The organism is Bifidobacterium catenulatum subsp. kashiwanohense JCM 15439 = DSM 21854 (genome assembly GCF_001042615.1).
Taxonomy (GTDB): Bacteria; Actinomycetota; Actinomycetes; order Actinomycetales; family Bifidobacteriaceae; genus Bifidobacterium; species Bifidobacterium catenulatum.
The window spans coordinates 1,765,543-1,787,960 of the sequence record NZ_AP012327.1 but is presented as its reverse complement, the minus strand read 5'-3'; the positions used below and the strand labels follow the sequence as shown (position 1 = coordinate 1,787,960).

General features: G+C 53.5%; 16 protein-coding genes, 1 tRNA gene, 2 rRNA genes and 1 pseudogene. 9 read left to right on the top strand and 11 right to left on the bottom strand.

Annotation, left to right across the window (positions count from 1 at the left end):
* The first annotated feature begins 167 nt into the window (after nt 1–167).
* Together rrf (BBKW_RS07720) and BBKW_RS07715 are read left to right on the top strand one after the other, a co-directional pair.
* Nucleotides 168–285 (top strand): 5S ribosomal RNA (gene rrf / locus BBKW_RS07720).
* Nucleotides 286–547: 262 nt separating this feature from the next.
* Nucleotides 548–3,676, top strand: coding sequence for an alpha-mannosidase (locus BBKW_RS07715; protein ID WP_033500403.1), 3,129 nt, complete (start codon nt 548–550; stop codon nt 3,674–3,676).
* A gap of 323 nt (nt 3,677–3,999) precedes the next feature.
* On the opposite strand, the gene BBKW_RS07710 is transcribed toward BBKW_RS07715, so the two are convergent.
* Nucleotides 4,000–5,301 (bottom strand): DUF6880 family protein, encoded by a 1,302-nt coding sequence (locus BBKW_RS07710; protein WP_033500404.1) that lies wholly within the window; start codon nt 5,299–5,301, stop codon nt 4,000–4,002.
* A gap of 346 nt (nt 5,302–5,647) precedes the next feature.
* Here BBKW_RS07710 and BBKW_RS07705 point away from each other — a divergent pair, with 346 nt between their 5' ends.
* Nucleotides 5,648–6,097 (top strand): PH domain-containing protein, encoded by a 450-nt coding sequence (locus BBKW_RS07705; protein WP_033500405.1) that lies wholly within the window; start codon nt 5,648–5,650, stop codon nt 6,095–6,097.
* Between the two features lie 131 nt (nt 6,098–6,228).
* Here the strand turns inward: BBKW_RS07705 and BBKW_RS07700 are convergent, their stop codons facing one another.
* The 4 genes from BBKW_RS07700 to BBKW_RS07690 form a co-directional block, all read right to left on the bottom strand.
* Entirely contained in the window at nt 6,229–6,651 is a 423-nt protein-coding gene (locus BBKW_RS07700) for a hypothetical protein (RefSeq protein WP_033500406.1), read from the bottom strand.
* Nucleotides 6,652–7,499: 848 nt separating this feature from the next.
* Nucleotides 7,500–8,354 (bottom strand): 3'-5' exonuclease, encoded by an 855-nt coding sequence (locus BBKW_RS11150; RefSeq protein ID WP_269446977.1) that lies wholly within the window; start codon nt 8,352–8,354, stop codon nt 7,500–7,502.
* Complete coding sequence (locus tag BBKW_RS11145; protein WP_269446976.1) at nt 8,293–9,561, bottom strand: UvrD-helicase domain-containing protein; 1,269 nt, start codon at nt 9,559–9,561, stop codon at nt 8,293–8,295. Before BBKW_RS11145 ends, BBKW_RS11150 begins: the two co-directional genes overlap by 62 nt.
* 114 nt (nt 9,562–9,675) lie before the next feature.
* Nucleotides 9,676–10,680, bottom strand: a complete 1,005-nt coding sequence (locus BBKW_RS07690) for a Gfo/Idh/MocA family protein (RefSeq protein ID WP_048349535.1) — start codon at nt 10,678–10,680, stop codon at nt 9,676–9,678.
* A gap of 274 nt (nt 10,681–10,954) precedes the next feature.
* On the opposite strand from BBKW_RS07690, the gene BBKW_RS07685 reads away from it, so the two are divergent.
* The 4 genes and pseudogenes from BBKW_RS07685 to rrf (BBKW_RS07675) all read left to right on the top strand — a co-directional run bounded on the left by BBKW_RS07685 (nt 10,955) and on the right by rrf (BBKW_RS07675) (nt 13,235).
* On the top strand, nt 10,955–11,338 hold the full coding sequence (locus BBKW_RS07685; RefSeq protein ID WP_033500409.1) for a very short patch repair endonuclease: 384 nt from the start codon (nt 10,955–10,957) through the stop codon (nt 11,336–11,338).
* Nucleotides 11,339–11,469: 131 nt separating this feature from the next.
* Nucleotides 11,470–12,675: a pyridoxal phosphate-dependent aminotransferase gene (locus BBKW_RS07680; protein ID WP_033500410.1), complete on the top strand. Its 1,206-nt coding sequence runs from the start codon at nt 11,470–11,472 to the stop codon at nt 12,673–12,675.
* 236 nt (nt 12,676–12,911) lie between these two features.
* Nucleotides 12,912–13,053: pseudogene (locus BBKW_RS11205) on the top strand (Ppx/GppA family phosphatase); the annotation flags it as partial.
* 65 nt (nt 13,054–13,118) lie between these two features.
* Nucleotides 13,119–13,235: ribosomal RNA gene (gene rrf / locus BBKW_RS07675) — 5S ribosomal RNA — on the top strand.
* A 97-nt stretch (nt 13,236–13,332) separates the two neighbouring features.
* Here the strand turns inward: rrf (BBKW_RS07675) and BBKW_RS07670 are convergent.
* The 3 genes from BBKW_RS07670 to BBKW_RS10585 all read right to left on the bottom strand — a co-directional run bounded on the left by BBKW_RS07670 (nt 13,333) and on the right by BBKW_RS10585 (nt 16,509).
* Nucleotides 13,333–15,633, bottom strand: a complete 2,301-nt coding sequence (locus tag BBKW_RS07670; RefSeq protein WP_128832349.1) for a hypothetical protein — start codon at nt 15,631–15,633, stop codon at nt 13,333–13,335.
* Between the two features lie 68 nt (nt 15,634–15,701).
* Nucleotides 15,702–16,376 carry an ABC transporter ATP-binding protein gene (locus BBKW_RS07665; RefSeq protein ID WP_033500412.1) on the bottom strand — a complete coding sequence of 225 codons (675 nt, stop codon included), beginning with the start codon at nt 16,374–16,376 and terminating at the stop codon, nt 15,702–15,704.
* Nucleotides 16,363–16,509, bottom strand: coding sequence for a hypothetical protein (locus BBKW_RS10585; protein ID WP_154304115.1), 147 nt, complete (start codon nt 16,507–16,509; stop codon nt 16,363–16,365). The genes BBKW_RS07665 and BBKW_RS10585 overlap by 14 nt, the downstream gene beginning before the upstream one ends.
* A 157-nt stretch (nt 16,510–16,666) precedes the next feature.
* Here BBKW_RS10585 and BBKW_RS07660 point away from each other — a divergent pair, with 157 nt between their 5' ends.
* A complete protein-coding gene (locus BBKW_RS07660) occupies nt 16,667–17,764 on the top strand; it encodes an endonuclease/exonuclease/phosphatase family protein (protein WP_033500413.1) in 1,098 nt (365 codons plus the stop codon).
* Between the two features lie 51 nt (nt 17,765–17,815).
* Here the strand turns inward: BBKW_RS07660 and BBKW_RS07655 are convergent.
* The 3 genes from BBKW_RS07655 to xseA all read right to left on the bottom strand — a co-directional run bounded on the left by BBKW_RS07655 (nt 17,816) and on the right by xseA (nt 19,608).
* Nucleotides 17,816–17,888 (bottom strand) — tRNA-Arg (locus BBKW_RS07655).
* 152 nt (nt 17,889–18,040) lie between these two features.
* Nucleotides 18,041–18,325 carry an exodeoxyribonuclease VII small subunit gene (locus BBKW_RS07650; RefSeq protein WP_003834114.1) on the bottom strand — a complete coding sequence of 95 codons (285 nt, stop codon included), beginning with the start codon at nt 18,323–18,325 and terminating at the stop codon, nt 18,041–18,043.
* Between the two features lie 2 nt (nt 18,326–18,327).
* On the bottom strand, nt 18,328–19,608 hold the full coding sequence (xseA, locus tag BBKW_RS07645) for an exodeoxyribonuclease VII large subunit (RefSeq protein WP_033500414.1): 1,281 nt from the start codon (nt 19,606–19,608) through the stop codon (nt 18,328–18,330).
* Nucleotides 19,609–19,932: 324 nt separating this feature from the next.
* On the opposite strand from xseA, the gene nrdD reads away from it, so the two are divergent.
* Entirely contained in the window at nt 19,933–22,332 is a 2,400-nt protein-coding gene (gene nrdD, locus BBKW_RS07640; protein ID WP_033500415.1) for an anaerobic ribonucleoside-triphosphate reductase, read from the top strand.
* Nucleotides 22,333–22,418 lie beyond the last annotated feature (86 nt).

The following is a 22,418-nucleotide window of genomic DNA, read 5'->3' as shown; positions in this document are numbered from 1 at the left end:
CTCGTTGGATGGCGGGGAATGCTGTTTCCTGTGGTCACAATGACGATGATCGGTAAGGCGTTTGATTTGCTTCGCGTCCGTTGTCCGGTTCCCGGACCGCCACGATCGGAATCGTGGTCGGTTCCGTTTGCCGGCCGATCCGTGTGGTCGGCCGTTCAGAGTGGTTTTGCGGTGGTCATGGCCCAGGTGAGACGCCCGGTCCCTTTCCGAACCCGGAAGCTAAGGCCTGGCTGCGGCGATGGTACTGCACTCGAGAGGGTGTGGGAGAGTAGCGCGCCGCCGCATTCAACTTGAGGGGGTTCCCGTCGAGCTTCGGCTCCGGAACCCCTTTTTTTTTGTTTTCTTCCGGTGTCCGTTTCCCGCAGCGTGCGGGAGGCTTTTCCTGTTCCCGGTCGGCTCAGTCTGTTTTGGGCTTCCAAAGGGAATTTTTGTTATTCCACAAAGACTTCTGGTGAACAGATATTTTTTTGGAACGTGCTTTTGACACGGTATATGATACGGTTTGCTGAATACGGTTTGTGGAACGGAATCGGTAAGGATGGTAACGATGTTCCTGAACATCGATCAGCAGCTTGCACGATGTGAACGAGTTATTCGGCAACGCGTCCGCCCACATATTCATCGCACCATAGAGCCTCTCTCCATTGAAGCCTTTGACATTCCCGGAGAGCCTATGCCTGCGACAGAGTTTTTCGTACATGAATCCAAAGGCGATGTGCCATTCCGACCGTTCGCTGTAGGTTCCGTATGGGGAACCACTTGGGGTACCACTTGGTTTCGGCTGAGAGGAAAACTGCCAATGGGATATCCGAAAAGCAAGCCCTTGGAACTGTCTATTGATTTAGGTTGGCTTGATCATTCGGTAGGTGGACATGTTGAAGGCATGGTCTATCGGTCGGATGGCACGGTTCTCAAAGCATTGCATCCACGCAATCGCTGGGTGCCGTTCATTGATGCTGATGGAACGTGTCATATGGCAATCGGGAACGATGGCATGTTCACCGTGTATGTTGAAGCGGCCTGCAATCCGCTGATACTCGGTATCACCACTTTCGATGAAACCGGGCTGGGGGATCATGCCACTGGAAAACCTGAGATGCAATATGTATTCCGAGCCGCTGAACTAACCGAATACGATGAACGCTTCGAAGAATACCACTTGGATTTAGATGCTATCCAAGGATTGATGAAAACTTTGCCGGATAAGGAATCCACACGCTATTACCAGCTAGCCAAGGCTTTGCAACGTTCTTTGAATATCTTTGATGAACAGCATTCGGATACCGTTGTCGAAGCACGTGAAGCGTTGTCTGAAGTGCTGTCTAAGCCGGCTAACGCTTCCGCTTTGCATGTCAGTGCGGTCGGACATGCTCATATCGATTCCGCATGGTTGTGGCCGGTGCGTGAGACCCGCCGCAAAGTGGCACGCACCGTATCGAATGTGCTCGCATTGATGGATAAGTATCCTGATTTCACATACGCGATGAGTTCGGCGCAACAGTACGCCTGGCTTGAACAGGACCATCCGGACCTATTCGTCCGCATGCTGCAACGTATTAAACAGGGACGGTTCATTCCCGTGGGCGGCATGTGGGTTGAGTCTGATGGCAATCTCCCAGCCGGAGAATCATTGATTCGCCAGATTGCCTATGGCAAACGGTATTTCCGTGAACATCTGGGAGCTGAACCACATGGCATCTGGTTGCCAGATAGTTTCGGTTATACGGGTGCATGGCCTCAGATCGCGCGAAGGGCCGGATATGACTGGTTTCTTACGCAGAAAATTTCATGGAACGATACCACTGAGTTTCCACACCACTCCTTCCAATGGGAGGGCATCGACGGTACGCGTATCCTTACGCATTTTCCGCCTTCTGATACTTATTCGGCTTGTGTAACTGCGGAAGAACTTATGTATACGGAACACAATTTCCGTGATAAGGATCTTTCCGATTGCGCCCTTATGTTGTTCGGTTATGGTGATGGCGGCGGCGGTCCCACGCGTGAGATGCTGGGCCGTCTGAAACGCTTTCATGATCTTGAGGGTTTACCTAAAGTCGAAACCAGTGGGCCTGACGAACTTTTCGATATGATACGCAAGCAGATTGTAGACGAGGCAGGTGAAGAAAGTCCAATATGGCATGGTGAGCTTTATCTGGAGCTGCATCGAGGTACGCTTACCTCCCAGCAAGAGATGAAGCGCGGATGTCGTAACGAGGAAACGTGGCTACGGGCGGTGGAGTATTTGTGCGCCGCCGCGGCCATTGCCGACTCATCCTACACGTATCCAACCGACGAACTTGACGATATTTGGAAAACGCTGCTGCTCAACCAGTTCCATGACATCCTTCCCGGCTCCGCAATCGCATGGGTGCATCGTGAAGCCCGTGCGGATTATGCGCGTGATATCAAACGACTTGAAATGATTGCTGATTCGGCATGTGCGGTACTGCGTTGCGCCAGACCGGACGCTCCTGTGCTGGAACGTGCGCGAATCGCAGAATATCGGGTCGATGGCAACGCATGGAGGGCGGTTCCCGCCGAACCTGTGGCTGGTACGCAAGTTTCGTTGACCCATACCGCTACAGGAGGTGTCATCCTGTCCAATGGTCTTGTCGAGACCGTCATCGAGCCTGACGGCACCGTTTCATCTTTGAAGGATGTTCAGGCTGGCCGTGAGCTCGTCCCCGATGGCATGAGGCTTGGCTCTTACGAATTGCTGAAAGACGAGCCGTCCGTTTGGGATGCTTGGGAGATTGAGCGTGATGCGTTTCTTCGTTATGAAATCTTGGCGAGTGGCTGCATCATTTCCGCGGAAACAGGGGATGACGAGGCCTATGTGGTTGTGCGCACCAAATTTGGTCAGAGCCGTATCGACACTACGATAACGTTGCGTAGTGAAGCCAAACAGCTTGATTTTGCCGCTCACGTCGACTGGCATGAGCGGGAGCGTTTCCTCAAAGTCGGTTTTCCGTTGTCTGTTGTTGCGTCCATCGCGCAGTACGATTGCCAATATGGTCTGATTGAGCGGCCGATACATCGCAACACTCCTTCTGACGAAGCGAAATACGAAAGCTGCACGCGTCGTTTTGTACGTTTCAACGAGCCGGGTTATTCCGTAGCGATTGCCAACGGTTCCATATATGGTTCCGATGTGACGTCCATCGCCACGAATGGATCTACCGGTCGTGTGAACGGTACGATGTTCCGACTGTCGTTACTATCCTCACCGGCGTTTCCGGATCCAAAAGAGGATATCGGACCGCATGATTTTCAATGGTCCGTCATACTCGACGCGAGTCTGGCCCGTACCCTTCACGCAGCAGCGGAGCTTAATGCGCCGATAATTGGCAATGTTCCTGTATTCGATCCTTTAGTATCTTTGGAAACCGTGTCTGGCATGCCAATCATCGATTGGGTGAAATTGGCTGATGATGGTTCGGGAGATCTTGTAATACGACTGTATGAGGCCGCGGGAGGCCATGCCGAAGCCATGCTGCATCTGACGGAAGCGATTGGTGGTGGCCTGATAAGAGAAACCGATGTTATGGAAGGCGACGGATTGCCCGAGGATTTGCCGATTTGTCTCGAATCCCGCGAACCGATGCTTGCCCAAGGCGCCCATATTCATCTCGCCCCGTTCCAGTTGGCCACGCTGCGTATCTCGCACTACTGACTCCGATATGAAATACGCAGCATGGAGGCAATATTGGAGACAATATGAAAAAGCAGGTGTGCGATTGTGCCCGGTCGCCGTGGAGTACAATCGCACACTTGTTGATGCGATACGTTTTTGCCTACAGTGTGAGTGAGGAATGGAGCGCGGCACGTTTGGAATGCGCTCAGCGCATCATCCGAACGGGGATTGCATCCGTTGACCGTTGTCCAGCCGGAATACAACATGATGAACCGGCATATCGGCTGAACGTAGGATGCGTATGGCTGAGGGCTGAGGTGAGTTTCTTTGCCTTATCTCTCAGCCTTGTTGGCTCTTAGCTCTTAGTCTTGCCATGCCTGAAGTTTCAGATGATTGAGTGCGGTGTTGGGGTCATATGTGTCATCTAAACGTTCCTGATACATCGCAATCAATTCGTCGCGACGTCCTAGTGCTTCCAAAGCGGCCTCTCGAATCGTCTCCCACTCGTAGGGAACCACTTCTTCGGGGAACATCATCGTGACCTGATTAGGTTTGTCTCGCAATACCAGATCGACAAAATTGAGTAGATCCTGCCACCGTTCCGAAGCGATCAATCGCGCCGCATATGCATCGGCGAGCGGTTCGGAAGTATGATTGTCACGTAGGAAACGATCAGCCTCATCAATGTCACCGCTAATCCGCAGCAAGTCATGCCGCAAAAACTGTACGGCATGATCGAATTGATTCTGCGCGGCCTGCGCAATCTCCTTTTCCGAAAGCAAAGCAGGATCAAGCATCGCGAGATTATTCAAATCTTCTGCGGATAAGGAATCATCGTCTTCAAACAAACTCAAATCGGTTTTCGCTTGCGCAACAGGCTGCGAATCAGTTTGTATGTCGCGGCTGTTGGAATCATCTGCCGAGTTTGACAACATCGAAGCAGACGAGGCGAAATCACTCATCGTGGCAATGCCCTTATTCAACGCATCGTAAGCGAACATGCGAGTATCATCCCACTGTGCGAACGACAATCCGCAGGAAAGCAGTTCCACCATCTGCATGGCGTTGAGTCGAAAATCCTCATTGCAAGCCACCTGTGTGATGATATTCAGCGCCTGCTCGCCGGTCATGGGGTCCGCATTGCATGCCACCGCATCCATGTATACGCGCACGGTCTGAATCAGATCCTTCAGATAGTCGAAACCCTCGTTGTCGCGGTCGGCTACATTGCCGACGAACCGTGCGGTCATTTCCACGGCCTTGGCGAGGTTGCCGACCGCATCAAGCCAACGTGTGCTGGCCACTGCATTGCCGACCACCGCGTCCACACCGGACAATGCCTGCGAATCCAGTGAAAACGTCGGCATGTCGATGCGTGGGATTTCCACGCCAGTGTCAGTGCGTTCCGCGGTAGGCACCATGGATGCGAGAGCGTCGAAATACCATTGCATAGGCATATTGATGACCGTGTCCGCGTCGGAAAGATTGGCGACCGGCACATCGTTACGTTGGTCGGAGCCTTCTCGACTGGCTTCGCGTATCATGTGGTTCCACAGGAAGGTCGGTCCGTCGAATTCGTTGGAACTGAGCCATCCGTTGTTGACGTAATCGGTGAGATCGTCGGCATCCTGCCTGCGATTGAAGCTGCCCTGTCCAGAATCCATTGCATGCCTTTCCATTGCGCATCTAGGTGAGGCGGTGTTGCTGGTTGAATATGTCTTATCGGTTCGCTACTGACGCCCAAGCCTATAGCATGATATGGCGCTTGTGTCGAAAGTTCCAGTTTCGATGCATGAAACATTCTGTGAAACACTTCTGCGCTTATTATGAGCTCTTGGTCGTGATTGCGATTCGTGCCGTTGCCGCTGTCTCCGTGATTCGAGATAAGTTGGGTGTCCTGGCCGGTAGAATTGCGATTGTTGTTGCATACGTCACGTAGTCGCGGCGTATTCCGTGGACTTAGGCGGTCCATAAAGGCCCGTTATGGTCAGGTAAGAAAGAGAATTACCTATGAAGGTTGCAAGTGGCAATGTCCTGTGGCGGCAGCGTAAGCGTAATTGGTGCCGTACGCCATTCACATTCACCGTATACACGCTTACCGATCGGGAATTGAGCGTCAAAACCGGTATCTTGAATGAGAGATTCAACCTGATCAAGCTGTTTCGTATCGTTGACATCAGTGTGGAGCGTACGTTCCTGCAGCGTATCTTCGGTATGAGCACGCTTGTGCTGGATACGCGTGACCAGTCGTCTGGCAACGGCGTGGTGGCACTGAAGAACGTGGTTAACGGTTTCGAGGTGCGTCAGGTGCTGCAGGAGGCTGTGGATGCGTCCCGGAAGGAGAATGGCATGTCCGCTCGTGAGTTCCTCGGAGGACCGGGTGGACGGGAATTTGGTCCTGGTTCAGATGGTCTGGATGTCGACGGTCTTGATGCGGGTGCCTATGCAGGCGGTCAGTAAGCTGTAGCGGCGCGAAATGAGTCGATGAAGGTGGTTTGCGCATATGTTCGATATATGTGCAAACCACCTTGTCGTTTGGGTTGTCTGTTTCGGAATGGTTTTGTGCGCGAGAACTATTCGGGCGATCCCGATCAGTACTTGTTGGCGCCGGAGCCGATGAAGTTCACTTGGAAGCCACGGTGGTAGTGCAGGAACATATCCGCGCCGTAGCGATCGACCGGACGATGCGTGAATAGCATGCGGATGGCGAAGGCGGTCTGCACGTCTTCGGGCAGATTCATGAATTCCTTATGCGCGTCCCAATAGGGATTCATGGTGATGGCCGCGTCCGGTACGTAGGCGTAGCCGTAGCCGTCCTCGTTCACGTAGCCCATGAACGGCAGATCCCAGGCGTTATGCTCGGTAAGCGCTTGTTTGAAGTCTTCGACTTTGGCGAGTGCCTCGTCGCTGATGCCGAGGCTCTTGGCGACTTTATTGGCTGCGGTGGTCTTCGCCTCGGCGTCTTGGCTGAACATGTTGAGATCTACGGTGATGATGGGTTTCTTATCGGCCATGGCTTTGTCCTTTTACCTTGTATCTGTGAACATGAGTAATGTTTGTTTTTGTGTTCTCTTTAGATGAAAAGCGAACATGTGTAGTGGATAGTTTTTCTGTCCATGAATAACGATATCACGATTGATGGGCGTTGAAATCGCTGAAAATAAGCTATATCTGTGGTTGTGTGCGCTAATTCGTTGCAATGTAGGCGATCTGCCATGGGGTAAAAGAAATGGAAAAATATAACATTGAGCGTGTTCTTTTTATTTTGGAAATTCGTGTTGCTCTAGTGTTCATATGAACATGTGTAGTTGATTATGGTCTGTGTGAATGCGTCTGATTTTGATAAGTCGCGTTTTTGCCGCGTGACAGACTCTTCTCACGCGATCGTGCGAACGACAGATAATATGAAACCGGAAAGCAGCGCATCGATGAGTGGGGAATCGTAGTGTCCGTCCATGGTGTTCGTTGATGCTATTTTCTGGCGAGATTCATTGTGGAAAGCAATCGCACTGTTTCCCGGTCGGCGAGCGCCCAATCCAAAGAGGATATTTCGGAAGGGACCAGCCAACGCATCTCGTGATGCTCGGTCAGGTGGGGAGTGCCGTTCAGTAAATGGCAGATGAATGATGTCAACACAACGGTGCCGATGATGCGAGGATCGCTGGCGGGGCTGGTCAACTACTGTCATGGCTTTCTCCTGATTGGTGAATCAGATCCAGGATACAACGCGTCTCAAGGAAGAGGGGTGCGAAACTAGGACAAAAACGACAGGGGGTATCGGGTTGGCGAAAACGACCACATGGCCATAAAACATGGCGTATTTCGAAAGAGGGGCATGATTTCGCTGGAATTGTCGTCACTCCTACTTGCACTGCTGCGTGAACCGGCAATTTGGAAAACCGGTGCAACCGTAGAACTTGCGCGACGGGTCGGAGCCGGCATGCCGCAATCGCAAGGCTTCGCCGCAATTCGGGCATTGCGGAGGAAGCTTGACTCCTCGGAAAATGTTCGGACAGATCTTGCTATGCAGTTCATACATGAATCGCGACGGGCGGGTCTGATCCACGATGAAGAACAGTTTCTTCTTGCATCGGGTCATCGCCACGTAGAACAGTCGACGTTCCTCCGCATGCGGCATCCGTTCCACTTCCGGCAGCAGCAGACCGAGCAGCGGCTCTTCGGGAATCGTACTTGGGAAGCCTTTCAAACCGCCGGAACAGCACAGCAGAAAAACGAAGTCGCGTTGTAGACCCTTGGATTTATGCGCGGTCATGAACTCGATATCCATCTTTGGCTTCTCAAGGAACACAATGCCACCAGTGTGCTCGTCAATCTGGAACAATCCGTCGCGATCGTTGCGTGACAGCAGATTCAGATCGCTTTTGTAACGTCCCAGCATAAGTACTGACGCGGTTTTCGGCAGCTTGCGTAACTGCTCGATGATCGCGTCGAAGCGCTCCTCCTGCGTGGCGCCGCCAAGCGCCTTCAACGAATAATCCTTCTTATCGGATGGATTGTGCAAATGCTTGACATACAGGCTTTTGTCCTGCATGACGAACGCGCCGCTCGCGTCGATGAGACTCTGTCGGAATCGTCGCGTGGTGGTGATCTGGAACATGCGCGTTGGGCCCCAAGTGTGCCAAATTTCGGCGAAATCAAGGATGAGATGAATGTCGCTGCCGGCGAAACGGTAGATTGACTGCCAGTCGTCGCCCACGCAGAACAGCGTGAAATCGCTCTGCTCGCCGCAATGCGCGGATCAGTTCGTAGCGCGGTCGCGACATGTCCTGGTATTCGTCGATGAGCACGTACTTGTATGGATGACGGTAGGCGCCGCGCTGTATGCAGCGGATGGCGTCGGTGATCATGCCAGGAAAATCAATGCCATGCGTCGTGCGGAAATTGCTGATGTACGCGTTGTAGAGGGGCTCGATGAGTTGCAACATCTCGCGATTGCGGCCGACGTTTTTGCCGCCGCTGCGTTCGTTGAGCTCGCGCATACCGTCGATACCGATGCTGTTCTGACGCATATGCTGGATGATGGTCTGCGCGTTTTCGATGAGATTCTGCTTGTACTGGTTGAAGCCGTAATCATCCGTCGGCAGCTGGAAATCCTCGCTTTTCGCGGCTTTGCCGTATTTGCCGAGCAGTTCCTTCGACATGAGTTTGAATGCCAGCAGACGGTAGCCGATGTTTTTCGAAAGCAGTTGCTCGAATGTGTTGCGGACCACCGTGTTCGACGTGTGCCCGTCGATGATGGGACGGTTGGCGATGGTGGCCGCGCGGCAGATTTCCAAGCCGAGACTGTGGAACGTGCATGCGCGGATCGTTTTGCCGGTGCTTGCCATGATACGTTGCGACATGTCGCCCGCGGACGCCTTGGTGAACGACAGTACGAGAATTTCTTCAGGGGCGGCGCGCTTCGTGGCGAGCAACCATGCGATATAGCCGACGATAGTAGTGGTTTTGCCGGTTCCCGCACCTGCAAGCACCAGCGTATTGTGACCAGCTCCGGCGATGGCACTGATCTGCTCGTCGCTTAAATCATGCTTTTCGATTTTACCGATGATATTCCGCGTCCGCTCAATCTGATCGGCGGGAAGCAACGGTTGCGGCATAAGCTTCTGCGCCGGTTGTGAATTGGCATGAGATTGCGCTCGCGAACGATTCGTTGTGACGGAAGTATTGCGAGCTGTGGTTTGTGTTTGCGCGCGGTATGACGATCGCGCCAATTGTGATGATTGGGATGGCTGCGTAGGCTGTTGCGCTTGACGTGATTGTGCGGTGGACTTGCGTTGCGTCGTCTGCTGTTGCGTGGGCTTGGGAACGTTTTGCTGAGCGGTCCTGAGGACGGGCTGAGTCGCCGGTTTGGAGACAGACGGTTCTCCACCAAGTGCGTTCATGAACTTGCTCAGCAATCCCATAATGCTCCTCCTCAACCAGTGCAAGGAGAAATTATATGTGCTGCCGATGAATGTTCCAGCGTCGGCTGTTTGAGCGGAATCGCAATTCACCGACGCTGAAACTAATATTGGAGCTCAACGTTCGAAGGGGTAGGTGAGGTTCCAGTCGCGGCGCAGCGAATCCATGAGTTCCATAATGCGCAGGGTGTCGGCGTGGGGCATTTCCTCGCATTCGGTGCGACCGTCGATTACGGCCTGTGCGGCGGCCGCCACCTCGTACTCATAGCCGGTGAGCTGCGCGGGAACATCGTAATGTGCAACAATCGTATGATTGCCGTCATACACGTCAATCGCCTCAACATTATTAATGTTCTGGCACACCATATAACCATCGGTTCCCCACACGGATCCCATGCGGTCGCTATGGCATAGAATCGAACTTTGCGCGGTCGCCATTACACCGTTCTCGTAATAGAACGTCATGGAATTATGCGCATCCACACCGGTTTTGTACGCTCGCATCGACGATTCAATGCGAGCGATCGGCGCATTATGCATGATCATGTCGATGAAATTGATTGGATATACGCCAACATCCAACAATGCGCCACCGGCAAGCGCGGGATCAGTGATTCGCGCCTTCGCTGTGGTGGGATAACACAGGTTCGCATCGATCGCCTGTATTTCGCCAATCGCACCGGAGGCGAGAATCTCATCGATAATGGCGCGAGATGGCATGTATCGCGTCCAAATCGCTTCCGCGCACAGCATGCCGGTTTCTTTTGCAACGGCTAACATCTCACGGGTCTGTGCCGCATTCGCGCCGAACGCTTTCTCCACCAGCACACCCTTGCCGGCTTTCATGCACAATATCACCTGTTCCGCATGCAGATTGTGCGGCGTGGCGATGTACACCAAGTCCACGTTCGGATCGGTCACAAGTTCCTCATATGAACCGTATGAAACCGGAAAGCCGTATTTCGTGGCGAAATCAGCCGCACGTCCCGCATCTCGTGCGGCGACAGCATACGGTTCAACCAAATCCGCATAACGGCTGTCCGCGGCCATTTTCACCAACGTGTCAGCCATATGTTGTGCGATCCGGCCTGCGCCGAGAATCGCGACACGAATACGAGCCATATCAAACCCCATCTTTCGTAAACTGTCTGAATAGTGTTATTCATTTATATTGCTGCGTTGCAAGTTCCAGCGTACGCCATGCGTGATCGCAACGCGCGTTGATCCGTATCCCACTTGCATCGCATTTGTCCGGATGTTTTTCCGATTTGCCGTATTTTGCCAGATCTTGCCATAATGGTGTGCTGTGGCAGCGCAGGAACACGTTAAGAAGACCGGAAAACCTCGGAAATCCGCACAAATAGAGAAATATGAGCGTGGCACGAGAAGCTACATCATGTCGCATATCCGAGGCAAAGACACATCCATCGAAATGATGGTACGCAGTTTTCTTTTTTCGAAAGGCCTACGATTCCGCAAAAACGACAAGCGGTATCTAGGGCATCCCGATGTGGTGTTGCCGAAATACCGCACGATGGTGTTCATCAACGGATGTTTCTGGCATATGCATGAAAACTGCCCGAAAGCCACACGTGTACCGAAATCGAATGTGGAATTCTGGAGTGCGAAACTGCTGCGCAACCATGAACGAGATGTCAGACAGCATGCCGAACTTGAAGCGATGGGCTGGAAAGTGATTGTGGTGTGGGAATGTGAGCTCGCCAAAAAAGTGCGTGAGGAACGGTTGGAGAGACTGTACTGCGAAATCGTCGGAGTGTGACTCTTACCGCTGGCGCATGATGCTTGTGATCCCAGCTTTACGTGACATGTGATTTTCTGTTTTCGAAACGAGGCGTAATGGCAGTGAGACGGTGTTCGTGATTTGTCGCGTCTGAAGAATACAAACGAACTATGGGAAATGCTGAGAACAGCGCGCTGCCGCAGATGTCGCACCGCGCCCAGATTGCTAATCCGTTCCGTGCCATGGTGTTTGGTGCGATGGCCGACGAGATGATCGCTGCAGGCACCGATGTGGTCAAGTTGAGCTTGGGGGAGCCGGATTTCGGTGCTCCACCCGCAGTGCGTGATGCAATGCGCGAACAGTATGATGGCCGTCCATTGCCATATACCGCTGCAATGGGCTTGCCGGAATTACGTCAGGCGATTTCCGATTTCTACAAGGAACGTCACCATGTGGACGTCGATCCGAAACGTATTGCAATCACGGCCGGAGGTTCCACGGCACTGCTGCTTGCCGCCGCATTGACGGTGAACGAGGGTGACGAGGTGCTGATCGCCGACCCGTCGTATCCGTGCAATCGCGAACTGGTCCGCGCGTTCGGCGGCAAAGTCGTGGACGTGCCGACGAACGCAGCCACCCGATTCCATCTCACGCCGGAACTGTGCCGCGAATACTGGTCGGATCGCACCAAAGCGGTGATGATCACCTCGCCGTCGAACCCGACCGGTACCACCATCGCCTTCGACACCCTGAAATCCGTGTGCGACCTGGCGAAAGAACGCGGCGCATGGCGCATCGTCGACGAAACTTACCTTGACCTGGCCGACCGCGAACCGGACGGTTCTGACGTGAAATCCGTGCTCGCCTGCGATCCGGACGCCATCGTCTGCTCCAGCTTCTCCAAGTTCTTCGGCATGACCGGCTGGCGCCTCGGTTGGATGGTCGTGCCTGAATACGCGCTCGAAGCCATGGATGACCTCGCCACCAACTTCTTCCTGTGCGCGCATACGCCCACCCAGCATGCGGCGCTCGCGTGCTTCGCTTCGGAAACGTTGGCCGTGTGCGAGGAACGCCGTCAGGAACTACTGGAACGCCGCCGCATCGTGGTAGACGGTCTGGCTGAAATTGGACTGCCGTTGGAAGTTGAACCGAACGGTGCGTTCTACGCGTACTTCAACATTTCCAGCACTGGCTTGGATGCGTGGACGTTCTGTGAGCGTGCGCTGAAGGAAGCGCATATCGCGCTGACTCCGGGCCGTGATTTCGGTGAGGCGACCGCTGACACGCATGTGCGACTGTCGTATGCGGCCTCGCGCGAGGCGTTGCGTGAGGGTTTGAAGCGGCTTGGCGATTTTGTTAGCAAGCTTCGTGGCTGATTCCTGCATGGCTTGTTGAGACTGTTGTTTTTGCGGTGAAGACGGTTCCGTGCGATGGAAACATCGTGTGGAACCGTTTTTTGTATATGTTTTTTCTGTTTATTGCAATCGTTGTTTCCGCCCTATAAGAGGGGTAAGCACCCTTTTCTTCCTGACTTGAGATAAGAAAAATACAAAGGTTGTCAATGGTATGTCGCGCAACATGTTAAACACTTCAGTAACTATGCTGTCGGATCATGGTCGGTCTGCATTCGCATGCCATGCGACTCGGCGTGCTTGATATTGGTTCGAATAACTGTACACATGCTCATCGTCGGCGTGGCTCCTGGAGCTCGTTCTGAACCTGAGGTAAGCGCCAAAAGCATGGTGCGGCTGATGTGGCCAAATGTGTTGCGACACGCCGTGATTTGGTGATTGAGGCATGTGCGCGTATTATTTCATCTTGCGGTGATCAGAGCCTAGGTGAGACGCCCGGTTCCATTCCGAACCCGGAAGCTAAGGCCTAGCACGGCGATGGTACTGCACTCGAGAGGGTGTGGGAGAGTAGCACGTCGCCGCACTTAAACTTTTTTGAATCCCGAGTCGAGCGCCGCTCCTCGGGATTTTTCATTATTCGATTCGTGCAAGTCCAATTATGCGCGAAGGTGAATCCGGCGATCACTGATTGCGGCGCTCAGTCAGCGAAAACCACCAACAGAACAATGCCGTTTCAACAAAAATGACGGGTAACGGTATGAGCCACCACCAGCCTGTGGTGCCGAATTCGTTCGCGGGCGCAATAATCCAAGGATGCGAGCCCAGCCACCCCAAGAATACGGCTATGGTTGATCCCAACGACATGGTTATTCCTAAGGGTCTGAACAAACGCATGAGCTGGAATCGTGATGCACCGAATTCTTGAAGCGTCCAGCGTAACGCTGACTGCGATTGACGGGTTGATATAGCCAATGCGGCGAATGTCAGGCCGCTGATAATCGTAGCCAAAGCCGGCATGGCAATGGCGCGTGCCATGTAGGAGCGGTAAGAGGTGGTGTCGTGTTCGGTAATGAATGCATACCCGCAACGGTTAATGATGTCAGATCGAATCGAATCGCGAACGCCGGAAGCGATTGACGGGAAATCAGTAATAACGAGAGTATGCCGGTTGCTCGGTGCAAGGCCAAGCGTCTTTGCCTGCGGTGAGTCGATTCCAAGAACCACGCCGGGCATGGTGTAATCATTGAGCAGCGAATCGGTGCCCTCGGTGGGAACTTGTGCTGCCTGAGTTATTTTTTGGGTTGCGGGATCAATGAGAATGATACCAGCGTTACCGCCTTCGGCAATATGAACGTCGTTGGTTTTACCGGCTAAAGATGAGTTGCTATCAACAAGCATGACAGTGGTTTCATTATCGGAATCTGAGTAGCAATCCGCATCGTCGGAACCATGTTGAATGACGCAATCGTAAGCATGGGAAGTCGCGGCGCGGACCAGATGCCGGGATTCATCCGGTGCCGTGAGTACGACGGCTTTATCTAGAGTCTTGGGATATTTGCCGGCAAGATAGTTCAAGTCATCCTGAGTCAAATAATCGGCGATGAACAGCCCATTATCCGAATTGCCTGTCGCTATCATCATTTGCCCGCTGAATAATGAGCTGACTCCCAAGAGCAGGAGCGCCAATGCACATATTGGGGCAGACAAACTTCGTGTACGTTCTACCGCACTGCATTGTGCTGGCGTGCGGAAAAGCCAAGGTAGTGAAAGGAGCAGAGGTCCCAGAGCACAAGCCCCCATGACCGATCCCACTGATCCGCCAAACGGCCATGCGGCTGCATGATAACGTTCTATCGCCACACAAGAAAGCAGCAGAACGGCCGAGGAAGGAATGATGTACCATAATGCGTTTCTGGTTGTGATGTCATGCTTAAAGGACATGCGGAAGAACAAAACCAACCATGTCAAGCATAGCGAGCACAGCAAAATCGCTGCGACAAAAAAGATGGACAGCAGGGAAGTTGCTGATGGTTGCCATTCCCAATATTGGGCGAATATGTTGCCTATGGTCCTGTAACTAAGACCGAATACCGCATATCCGGCTGCGATGCCGATTGCGGCTCCGGGTATTATGCAAATAAGCAATCCTCGAAACACTGTCCATCTGCTGGTGGTGAGGGGGAATCCGCAAGCTACCAGAGCTTCTACCACAGCATCTCCGGAACACTGACCTGCTCGGAAGAATGCTGTCATTACTGCGATATGTACGCACAGCAAGCAAAGGAACAGAACTATTCCGTACCATTGGCATCCTGGCAGATCGCGAGTACGAACTGTTTCTTCGGCATTTCGTATTGTCGATTTGATGTATCCGATATTGACATTGTTGGTTGCGCTCTCTTTTGCGACTTCTCCCTGATTTACAGTAGCGTCATCGTCGGTGAGCCACATTTGTATGTTTTGGAGATTGTCTTTGGAAGACACTGCTGTTGCGTACACGGTGTTGGTGTTCGCAGCATCGACGGTGATGCCAATGAGCTTATAGTCGCCTGATAATGCGGAATCGTCACATTGCACGGTGACTATATCTCCCAGCTGGGCGTCAATTTGTTCAGCTGCGGCCCGAGACAGGGAGATTTCGCTTTTTTGCGACGGCTGATGCCCTTCGATGAGCGTGCCATATCGTGAGGGGCCTGTTAGGAAAGTTATGTCTGCGATGGTGTTTCGTGAAGAGCCGCTGGCGGAGGTGAGGCCTACTGATCCTTGTGTGGATTTGACGCCGATGGCCTTACCGTTTTGGACTTGTTGCCTGAGTTCTTCGGCTACATCGTTGCTGCCTCCTGAAATTTGGTACGTGTACCCTCCGGATTGACCTGCTGCGCCTTCTTTGGTGGCCTGTACGTATAGATTCAAGCTGTTCAAGGCCGCCACGGGTAGCATCGCCGACAATAATGCCACCACAAAGAGTGAGATGGTGAGCATCGGATGGAATCTCAAATATCCAGAGGTAACGTGCCTCGTGATTCCAGTGCTGTGGTAAGGCATGCCATTCATTGCTCCACCAACTTGTGGTCCTGAATGCGCACAATGCGGTCACTGTGCTGCGCGACCGTAGCGTCATGCGTTGCGATTATGACAATGGATCGCTCTTTGTGGGCAATATCTGAAAGCAATGTTGCAATTGCCTGCGTATTTTCCTCATCAAGCGCGCCGGTGGGTTCATCCGCGAGAATCACACGTGGTTTCATGGCGATCGCGCGTGCGATGGCCACACGTTGCTGCTCTCCTCCTGACAATTGACCAGCCAAATGGTTTGCATAGCCTGCTAAATGCACTTCTTCAAGCAAGTTATCGATTGTGTTGTTTTCAGCGTGGGAAGTTTCCTTAATCTTGGTTTGTCCGAGGTTCTTATGCGCCGCTTCAAACGCTAACATGATGTTTTCTCGCACGTCAAGATATGGAATGAGCCTGTAATCCTGAAATATGCGCATGCATAAAGATCCGAGAAGATTTTTTCGATCAATGGAATTGACATTTGCGCCATCAATGGTGACGGAGCCAGTGTCTGGTTGTAAAGAACCGTCCATCAAACGCAGCAAAGTGGTCTTTCCTGAGCCGGAAGGTCCCATTATTGCCGTTGTCGAACCTTCTTTGAATAATACACTCGCATTGTCTAAAATCAGACGTTTCCCATACGAAAACCCCACGTGGTCAAGTTCCAGCATTAAATCCCCTTTCTAATGCATCCCTGTAATTGCCATCATATGTTAGATTGAGTTTTGAAGGATTATTTAGATGCTTGGCATGTGTTGAGGGGTATTCTTGCTGTACGGCAATGGTGATGATGCCGATGAACATGTGCTGATAGGTTGGCAATGCCGTCGGATTTGGAGATGCTGTTACGAGAGAGCGCTCATGGGCACGGTGCTACCAAAAACGCATTATCATCGATGGCGTTCGTCCATGGGCTTGGCCTTGACGACTGTTTGAATGCAATGCCCATATTGGAGGAAGTATGGCACGGTCGGGTGCGCCAGCGAAACCGCGTATAGCGCAGGCGAAGGCTGTTAAGCCTATTCGCACGTTGAAGAAAGCTAAGTCGCATCGCGTGCGTAATGTCATATGCGGTTTTCTGGCTGGTATTCTGTCGATCGCGGCTTTGCTGGGTACGGTTTCGCACATACTGCCTGCTGAGATTCAAGCGTGGCCGTATGTTCCCATTATCGTTTCGTTGGTGCCTTGGTTTGCGATTCTTGCAGTAATCGCGTTGGTTTGCGGTATTGTCTCGAAACGAGCAATGTCGGTATTGCTTGCGATTGCAGCGATCGCTTTGCAAGTATGGTGGCAGTATCCGTTTTTCTACAATGAGACGAAGCTTCCGCGTGCTGCGATCTCGGCGGTTTCGGGAGCGTCCGCCAATACGCAGGATGATTACGCCCGTTTGATGACGTGCAATGTGTTTAAGGGTCGTGCCGACGCGCAGGAAATCGTTGATGTGGTGCGTAGCGAGCGCGTGGAAGTGTTGGCATTGCAAGAAACGACCGATGCTTTCGTGGACGAGTTGAACAAGGCTGGTATTGGCGATTTGCTGCCGTATGCGCAGGTGGCAAGTTCAGACGGCGTGTATGGCAATGGTTTGTGGTCGGCAAGTCCGCTTGTCGCCCCGGCTGATGATGATGTTGATTCGAGCGCGTCATTCATGCCAGGGGCCACGGTTTCGTTTAATGATGGTCAGACGCAGATTCGTTTCGTTTCGGTGCATACCACATCTCCGACCGATGGGTATTGGCAGCAGTGGAAGCGTTCGTTGGATGAGCTTGGACGGCTTCGATACGATACGTCTCGCAGGTACGTGTTCATGGGTGATTTCAATGCGACCGACGATCATACGCCGTTCCGCAATTTCTTGGGAGCGCGGTTTACGGATGCGGCCAAGCAGGCGGCTGGGGGATTGGTGTTCACGTGGCCTGCGAATATCGATTATGTGCCAACATTCGCGGGCATTGACCATATCGTATTGGATTCCGGCATGTTGGCCGGTCGGGTCAAATCGTTGAAAATCGATGGAAGTGATCACAAGGCGTTGCTGGCAACCGTGCAATTCGACGTGTGAGAAGAGTGTTGGCACAACTACGTATCGGCTGCGTATCCGCATAAAATAAAGTGCCCCAGATAGGAATCGAACCTACGACACCTTCTTTAGGAGAGAAGTGCTCTATCCACTGAGCTACTGAGGCAACGAATCATCATTCTACACACCATCCGGACGAGTGTGGTATCGAAATGAAGAAATCCGGAATTTCGGTATGACTGTACGCCACATAACGCCTCGTAAAAACGTGTGGCGCACAGTCATGAAAATGCTATATTGACGGTATTTTTGGGATGCTCAGGCCAGATTGTCTTGCGTTCCAGCGGTATTGGCCGCAGTGGCCTGTTCCGCCTGGGCTGCGTCAAGTTTGGCGCGCACTTCACCGAGCAGGCTTTGGGCGCGCTTGGCGAGGGCTTCGCCAAGCTCCCACTGACGCATGGATTGGTCAAGGTTAAGTCCGCCGGCTTCAAGTGCCTGCACGGCCTGAATGAGCTGATCTCGAGCCTCTTCATAAGGCATTTGTGCGATGGCTTCGCGTTCCTTGTCGGTCAGGCTGGATGCGGGGGTGGTTTCGTTGGTCATTGCTACTCCTTCGTTACGGTGGTGACTTCGGACACGATCACGCCGTGCTTCAATGTCATGGTGAGCTGGTCGCCGGTGTTCACGACGTTCGCATCGTCGATTACATGACCGTCCGCTCCCTGCACCACGGCATAGCCTCGGTTGAGGGTGGATTGCGGGCTGAGCGCAGTCAGTGAGGCGTGCGCTTTTTCGATGGTGAGACTTGCATCGTCAAGAATACGTGTCAGGCCGATTCTCATGCGGGTTCTTGCGTCGTCGATGAGACGTTGATGCGGTTCCAGCATGGTGAGCGGCTGCGTGAGGCTTGGACGGTTCGCATAGCCTTCGATCAGTCTTGTTTCATTGTTGACGGTGGCGTCGATGCGCATGCGCATGCGTTCGATGTTCACATTGATGAGTTGCATCTGCTCACGAACGTCTGGCACGACTTTCTTTGCCGCATCCGTTGGCGTGGATGCACGCAAATCGGCGACCAAATCAAGCAATGTCCAATCATCTTCATGACCGATCGCGGAAATCAGAGGCGTATGAGCGGCTGCCGCGGCACGTACCACACCTTCGTCGGAAAATCCGATCAGATCTTCGAAAGCGCCGCCGCCACGGGCTACGATGATTACATCGACGTCGGGATCGGCATCCATCTGCGCGATCGCCTTGATCACATCGGAAGGGCACTGCTCGCCTTGCACATGCACGTGCGTTACTTTGAAGTCAACGACAGGCCAACGCAATCTCACATTGGTGATGACGTCGCCTTCGGCACGGGCCTGCGGGGCGCAAATCAGACCGATGCAATGCGGAAACTCTGGTAGTGGCTGCTTGCGGTCGGCGTCGAACAGTCCTTCGCCTTTAAGCTTCTTGCGTAATTCGTCGATCATGGCTTTCAGGCTGCCGCCCGCGCCTGCGGCGATGATGGCGTCACCGCGTAAAGACAGGGAGGTGCGTTTCATCCACAGATTCGGTTTGCCATGGATGATGACACGATCGCCCTGCACGAAAGGAGTGGCTGCTGCGGCGAACTGTCCGAAACCGTTGACCTCCAACGCAATGTCCTGATAATCATCGCGCAACGTGATGTAGGCACTGCCTTGGCGTCTGGTGTTGATCTGCGTGATCTGCCCGGCCACCCAAACCGATGGCCACCGTTCAACGGCCATATGGAATTTCTCGCTGAGCAGACTTACCGGCCAGGGGTTGTCAGCGGTGGTTTCGCCGGCCAGTCGCGGCAGCGGTTTGCTGTTCGATTGCGCTGCCGGGGGTGTGTAATCCTGGTTCCAAGTCATGGTTCAAGATTCCATCATCTTGCGGACAAATGAAACACATGTTCGAATCGTGTGAGGGTACCCCGCCTTGTATAGTCCCTCTTCGGTGCCTGCGTCAAATCGACACTCGGGCGACACTCCGTGGCAAAATCGTTACCTTTGTCACACAGGTTAAGGAATGGCGGAATCAAGCCAAAAATGGAATATATAGTCTTACCGTCGGCGTGCCGCTACTACATTTAGTGATGGCTATGGCGTAGAGTCTATGGACGTAGAAAACATATGACATGCGAAACAAAGCATGAAAACCTGGTCGGATGGGGTCCGACCCGGAAAGGATGATGAATGGAAACGCAGGCTCTGAATGCCGTCTCCGCAACCGTTAAAACGGGAACCGGTAAGGTGCTCGTCGAGAAGCGCGACGGTCGTGTGGTCGACTTCGATCCGATCAACATCATCAGCGCGGTGAAGTCAGCCTTCGCTGACCTTGATAAGAAGATTGGGCCGCAGGAGGAACAGCTGATCCGTGACATCGCCAATCAGGTCGAAGCCGAAATCAAGGATCGTTACAACGGTCCCGCCAAGATCGAAGACATCCAGAATCTCGTTGAACACGGCCTGATCGAAGATCACCTGTATGATGTGGCGCGCACGTACACCAACTACCGTCTGAACAAAGACATCGAACGTGCCAAGGCCACCGACATCAACGAAGCCGTCAAGCGTCTGGTGAACCGTGACGAGGCTCTGGTGCGCGAGAACGCCAACAAGGATTCCAACGTCTACTCCACCCAGCGCGATCTGCTGGCGGGCGCGGTGTCCAAGGCGTCCGCCTTCTCCATGCTGCCGGATGCGGTCTCCAACGCCCATATGAAGGGTGACATCCACTTCCATGACGCCGATTACTCGCCGTTCACCGCACAATCCAACTGCTCTCTGCCGAACTATTGGGATATGCTCGCCAACGGCTTCACCCTCGGCAACGCGCCGATGGGATCGCCGAACAGCATTTCCATCGCCGCCACGCAGATCACCCAGATCATGAAGGACGTGGCTTCCAGCCAATACGGCGGCCAGACCGCCAACCGTGCCGACGAGCACTTCGTCGAATACGCGCGCAAGGATTACGACAAGTTCCTTGAGCAGGCCCATGAGATCATGCCTGACGACTTGCCGATCGAAATCGCCGAACGTCAGGTGCGCTTGGCCAAGGATGTCGAACCGAAGCGTCTGCATTTCGAAAAGGACCGTCCGGCCCTGCCGATGGACGAGCCGTTCAACAAGGATGCCAGCCGTTTGCAGCAGCTGCGTGAGGTGTGGGCGAAAATCCAGACCCGCAAGGCCATCTACGACGCCATGCAGACCATGGAATACCAGATCAACTCCAATCGTGTGTCGAACGGCCAGACCCCGTTCGTGACCGTTGGCTTCGGTTTGGGTACCGACTGGTTCGCCCGCGAGATTCAGCGTGCCATCTTCCTGAACCGTATCCGCGGCCTTGGTTCCGAACACCACACCGCCATTTTCCCGAAGCTCGTGTTCACCATCAAGCATGGTGTGAACGCCGATCCGGGTGATCCGAACTACGATCTGAAGCAGCTCGCCCTTGAATGCGCCACCAAGCGCATGTATCCGGACGTGATCTTCTACGAGAACATCGTGAAGATCACCGGCTCTTTCAAAGCCCCGATGGGCTGCCGTTCCTTCTTGCAGGGTTGGATTGATCCGGCGACCGGCAAGGATGTGGAAGACGGACGCATGAACCTTGGCGTCGTTACCGTGAACGTTCCGCGTATCGCACTGGAATCCCACGGCGACAAGGATCGCTTCTGGAAGATCTTCGACGAGCGTATGGCCGTGGCTCATCAGGCATTGCAATTCCGTATCATGCGTTGCAAGCAGGCCGCGCCGGTCAATGCGCCGACCCTGTTCCGTTTCGGAGCCTTCGGTCGTCTCGGCGCCAACGACAGCGTCGACCAGCTGTTCCGCAACGAACGTGCCACCGTTTCCCTGGGCTACATTGGCCTGTATGAGGCGACCAGCGTGTTCTACGGCAAGAACTGGATGCGCGACCACGGCTGGGATCCGCAAGGCAAGGAATTTGCACTGTCCATCGTCAAGCGCATGAACGAGCTGTGCAAGGAATGGAGCGATGCGGAAGGCTACCACTATTCCGTGTACTCCACGCCGGCCGAATCCCTTACCGATCGCTTCAACCGTATGGATCGCGAGAAGTTCGGCGACGTGGAAGGCGTGACCGACCACGACTTCTACACTAACTCCTTCCACTACCCGGTCTGGCTGCAGCCAACCCCAATGGAAAAGCTCAACTACGAGAAGGACTTCCCGTACTACGCATCCGGCGGCTTCATCAACTACTGCGAGTTCCCGTGCCTGCAGTCCAATCCCAAGGCACTCGAAGCGGTGTGGGATTACGCCTACAACATCGGCATCGGCTACCTGGGCACGAACACGCCGATCGACCGCTGCTACGATTGCGGATTCCAAGGCGACTTCGAGCCCACTGAGGAAGGCTTCAAGTGCCCGGAGTGCGGCAACTCCGATCCGGACCACTGCAACGTGACCAAGCGCACCTGCGGCTACTTGGGCAACCCGGTGCAGCGCCCGATGGTGCACGGACGTCACGAGGAGATCGCGCACCGCGTCAAGCATATGAGCGGCGAAACCGGTCATGTCACCTTGAGCGACGGTTCCGAACGTGAATGGTTCGAGGAAGCCAAGTAAGGGCCGCATTGGCAGCAAACATAAACGAAATATGAAAGAGGGTGGATTTCCACCCTCTTTCATTCTGTGACAATCATGAGGCAAGC

What these genes read in the sequence shown, in the direction of transcription:
- BBKW_RS07660 (WP_033500413.1), top strand. Translation starts at nt 16,667, where the DNA reads ATGGCACGGTCGGGTGCGCCAGCGAAACCGCGTATAGCGCAGGCGAAG.
- nrdD (WP_033500415.1), top strand. Translation starts at nt 19,933, where the DNA reads ATGGAAACGCAGGCTCTGAATGCCGTCTCCGCAACCGTTAAAACGGGA.
- BBKW_RS07665 (WP_033500412.1), bottom strand. Translation starts at nt 16,376, where the DNA reads ATGCTGGAACTTGACCACGTGGGGTTTTCGTATGGGAAACGTCTGATT.
- BBKW_RS07670 (WP_128832349.1), bottom strand. Translation starts at nt 15,633, where the DNA reads ATGCTCACCATCTCACTCTTTGTGGTGGCATTATTGTCGGCGATGCTA.
- BBKW_RS07700 (WP_033500406.1), bottom strand. Translation starts at nt 6,651, where the DNA reads ATGGCCGATAAGAAACCCATCATCACCGTAGATCTCAACATGTTCAGC.
- BBKW_RS07705 (WP_033500405.1), top strand. Translation starts at nt 5,648, where the DNA reads ATGAAGGTTGCAAGTGGCAATGTCCTGTGGCGGCAGCGTAAGCGTAAT.
- BBKW_RS07715 (WP_033500403.1), top strand. Translation starts at nt 548, where the DNA reads ATGTTCCTGAACATCGATCAGCAGCTTGCACGATGTGAACGAGTTATT.
- xseA (WP_033500414.1), bottom strand. Translation starts at nt 19,608, where the DNA reads ATGACTTGGAACCAGGATTACACACCCCCGGCAGCGCAATCGAACAGC.
- BBKW_RS07650 (WP_003834114.1), bottom strand. Translation starts at nt 18,325, where the DNA reads ATGACCAACGAAACCACCCCCGCATCCAGCCTGACCGACAAGGAACGC.
- BBKW_RS07680 (WP_033500410.1), top strand. Translation starts at nt 11,470, where the DNA reads ATGGGAAATGCTGAGAACAGCGCGCTGCCGCAGATGTCGCACCGCGCC.
- BBKW_RS07710 (WP_033500404.1), bottom strand. Translation starts at nt 5,301, where the DNA reads ATGGATTCTGGACAGGGCAGCTTCAATCGCAGGCAGGATGCCGACGAT.
- BBKW_RS07690 (WP_048349535.1), bottom strand. Translation starts at nt 10,680, where the DNA reads ATGGCTCGTATTCGTGTCGCGATTCTCGGCGCAGGCCGGATCGCACAA.
- BBKW_RS10585 (WP_154304115.1), bottom strand. Translation starts at nt 16,509, where the DNA reads ATGTTCATCGGCATCATCACCATTGCCGTACAGCAAGAATACCCCTCA.
- BBKW_RS07685 (WP_033500409.1), top strand. Translation starts at nt 10,955, where the DNA reads ATGTCGCATATCCGAGGCAAAGACACATCCATCGAAATGATGGTACGC.
- BBKW_RS11145 (WP_269446976.1), bottom strand. Translation starts at nt 9,561, where the DNA reads ATGGGATTGCTGAGCAAGTTCATGAACGCACTTGGTGGAGAACCGTCT.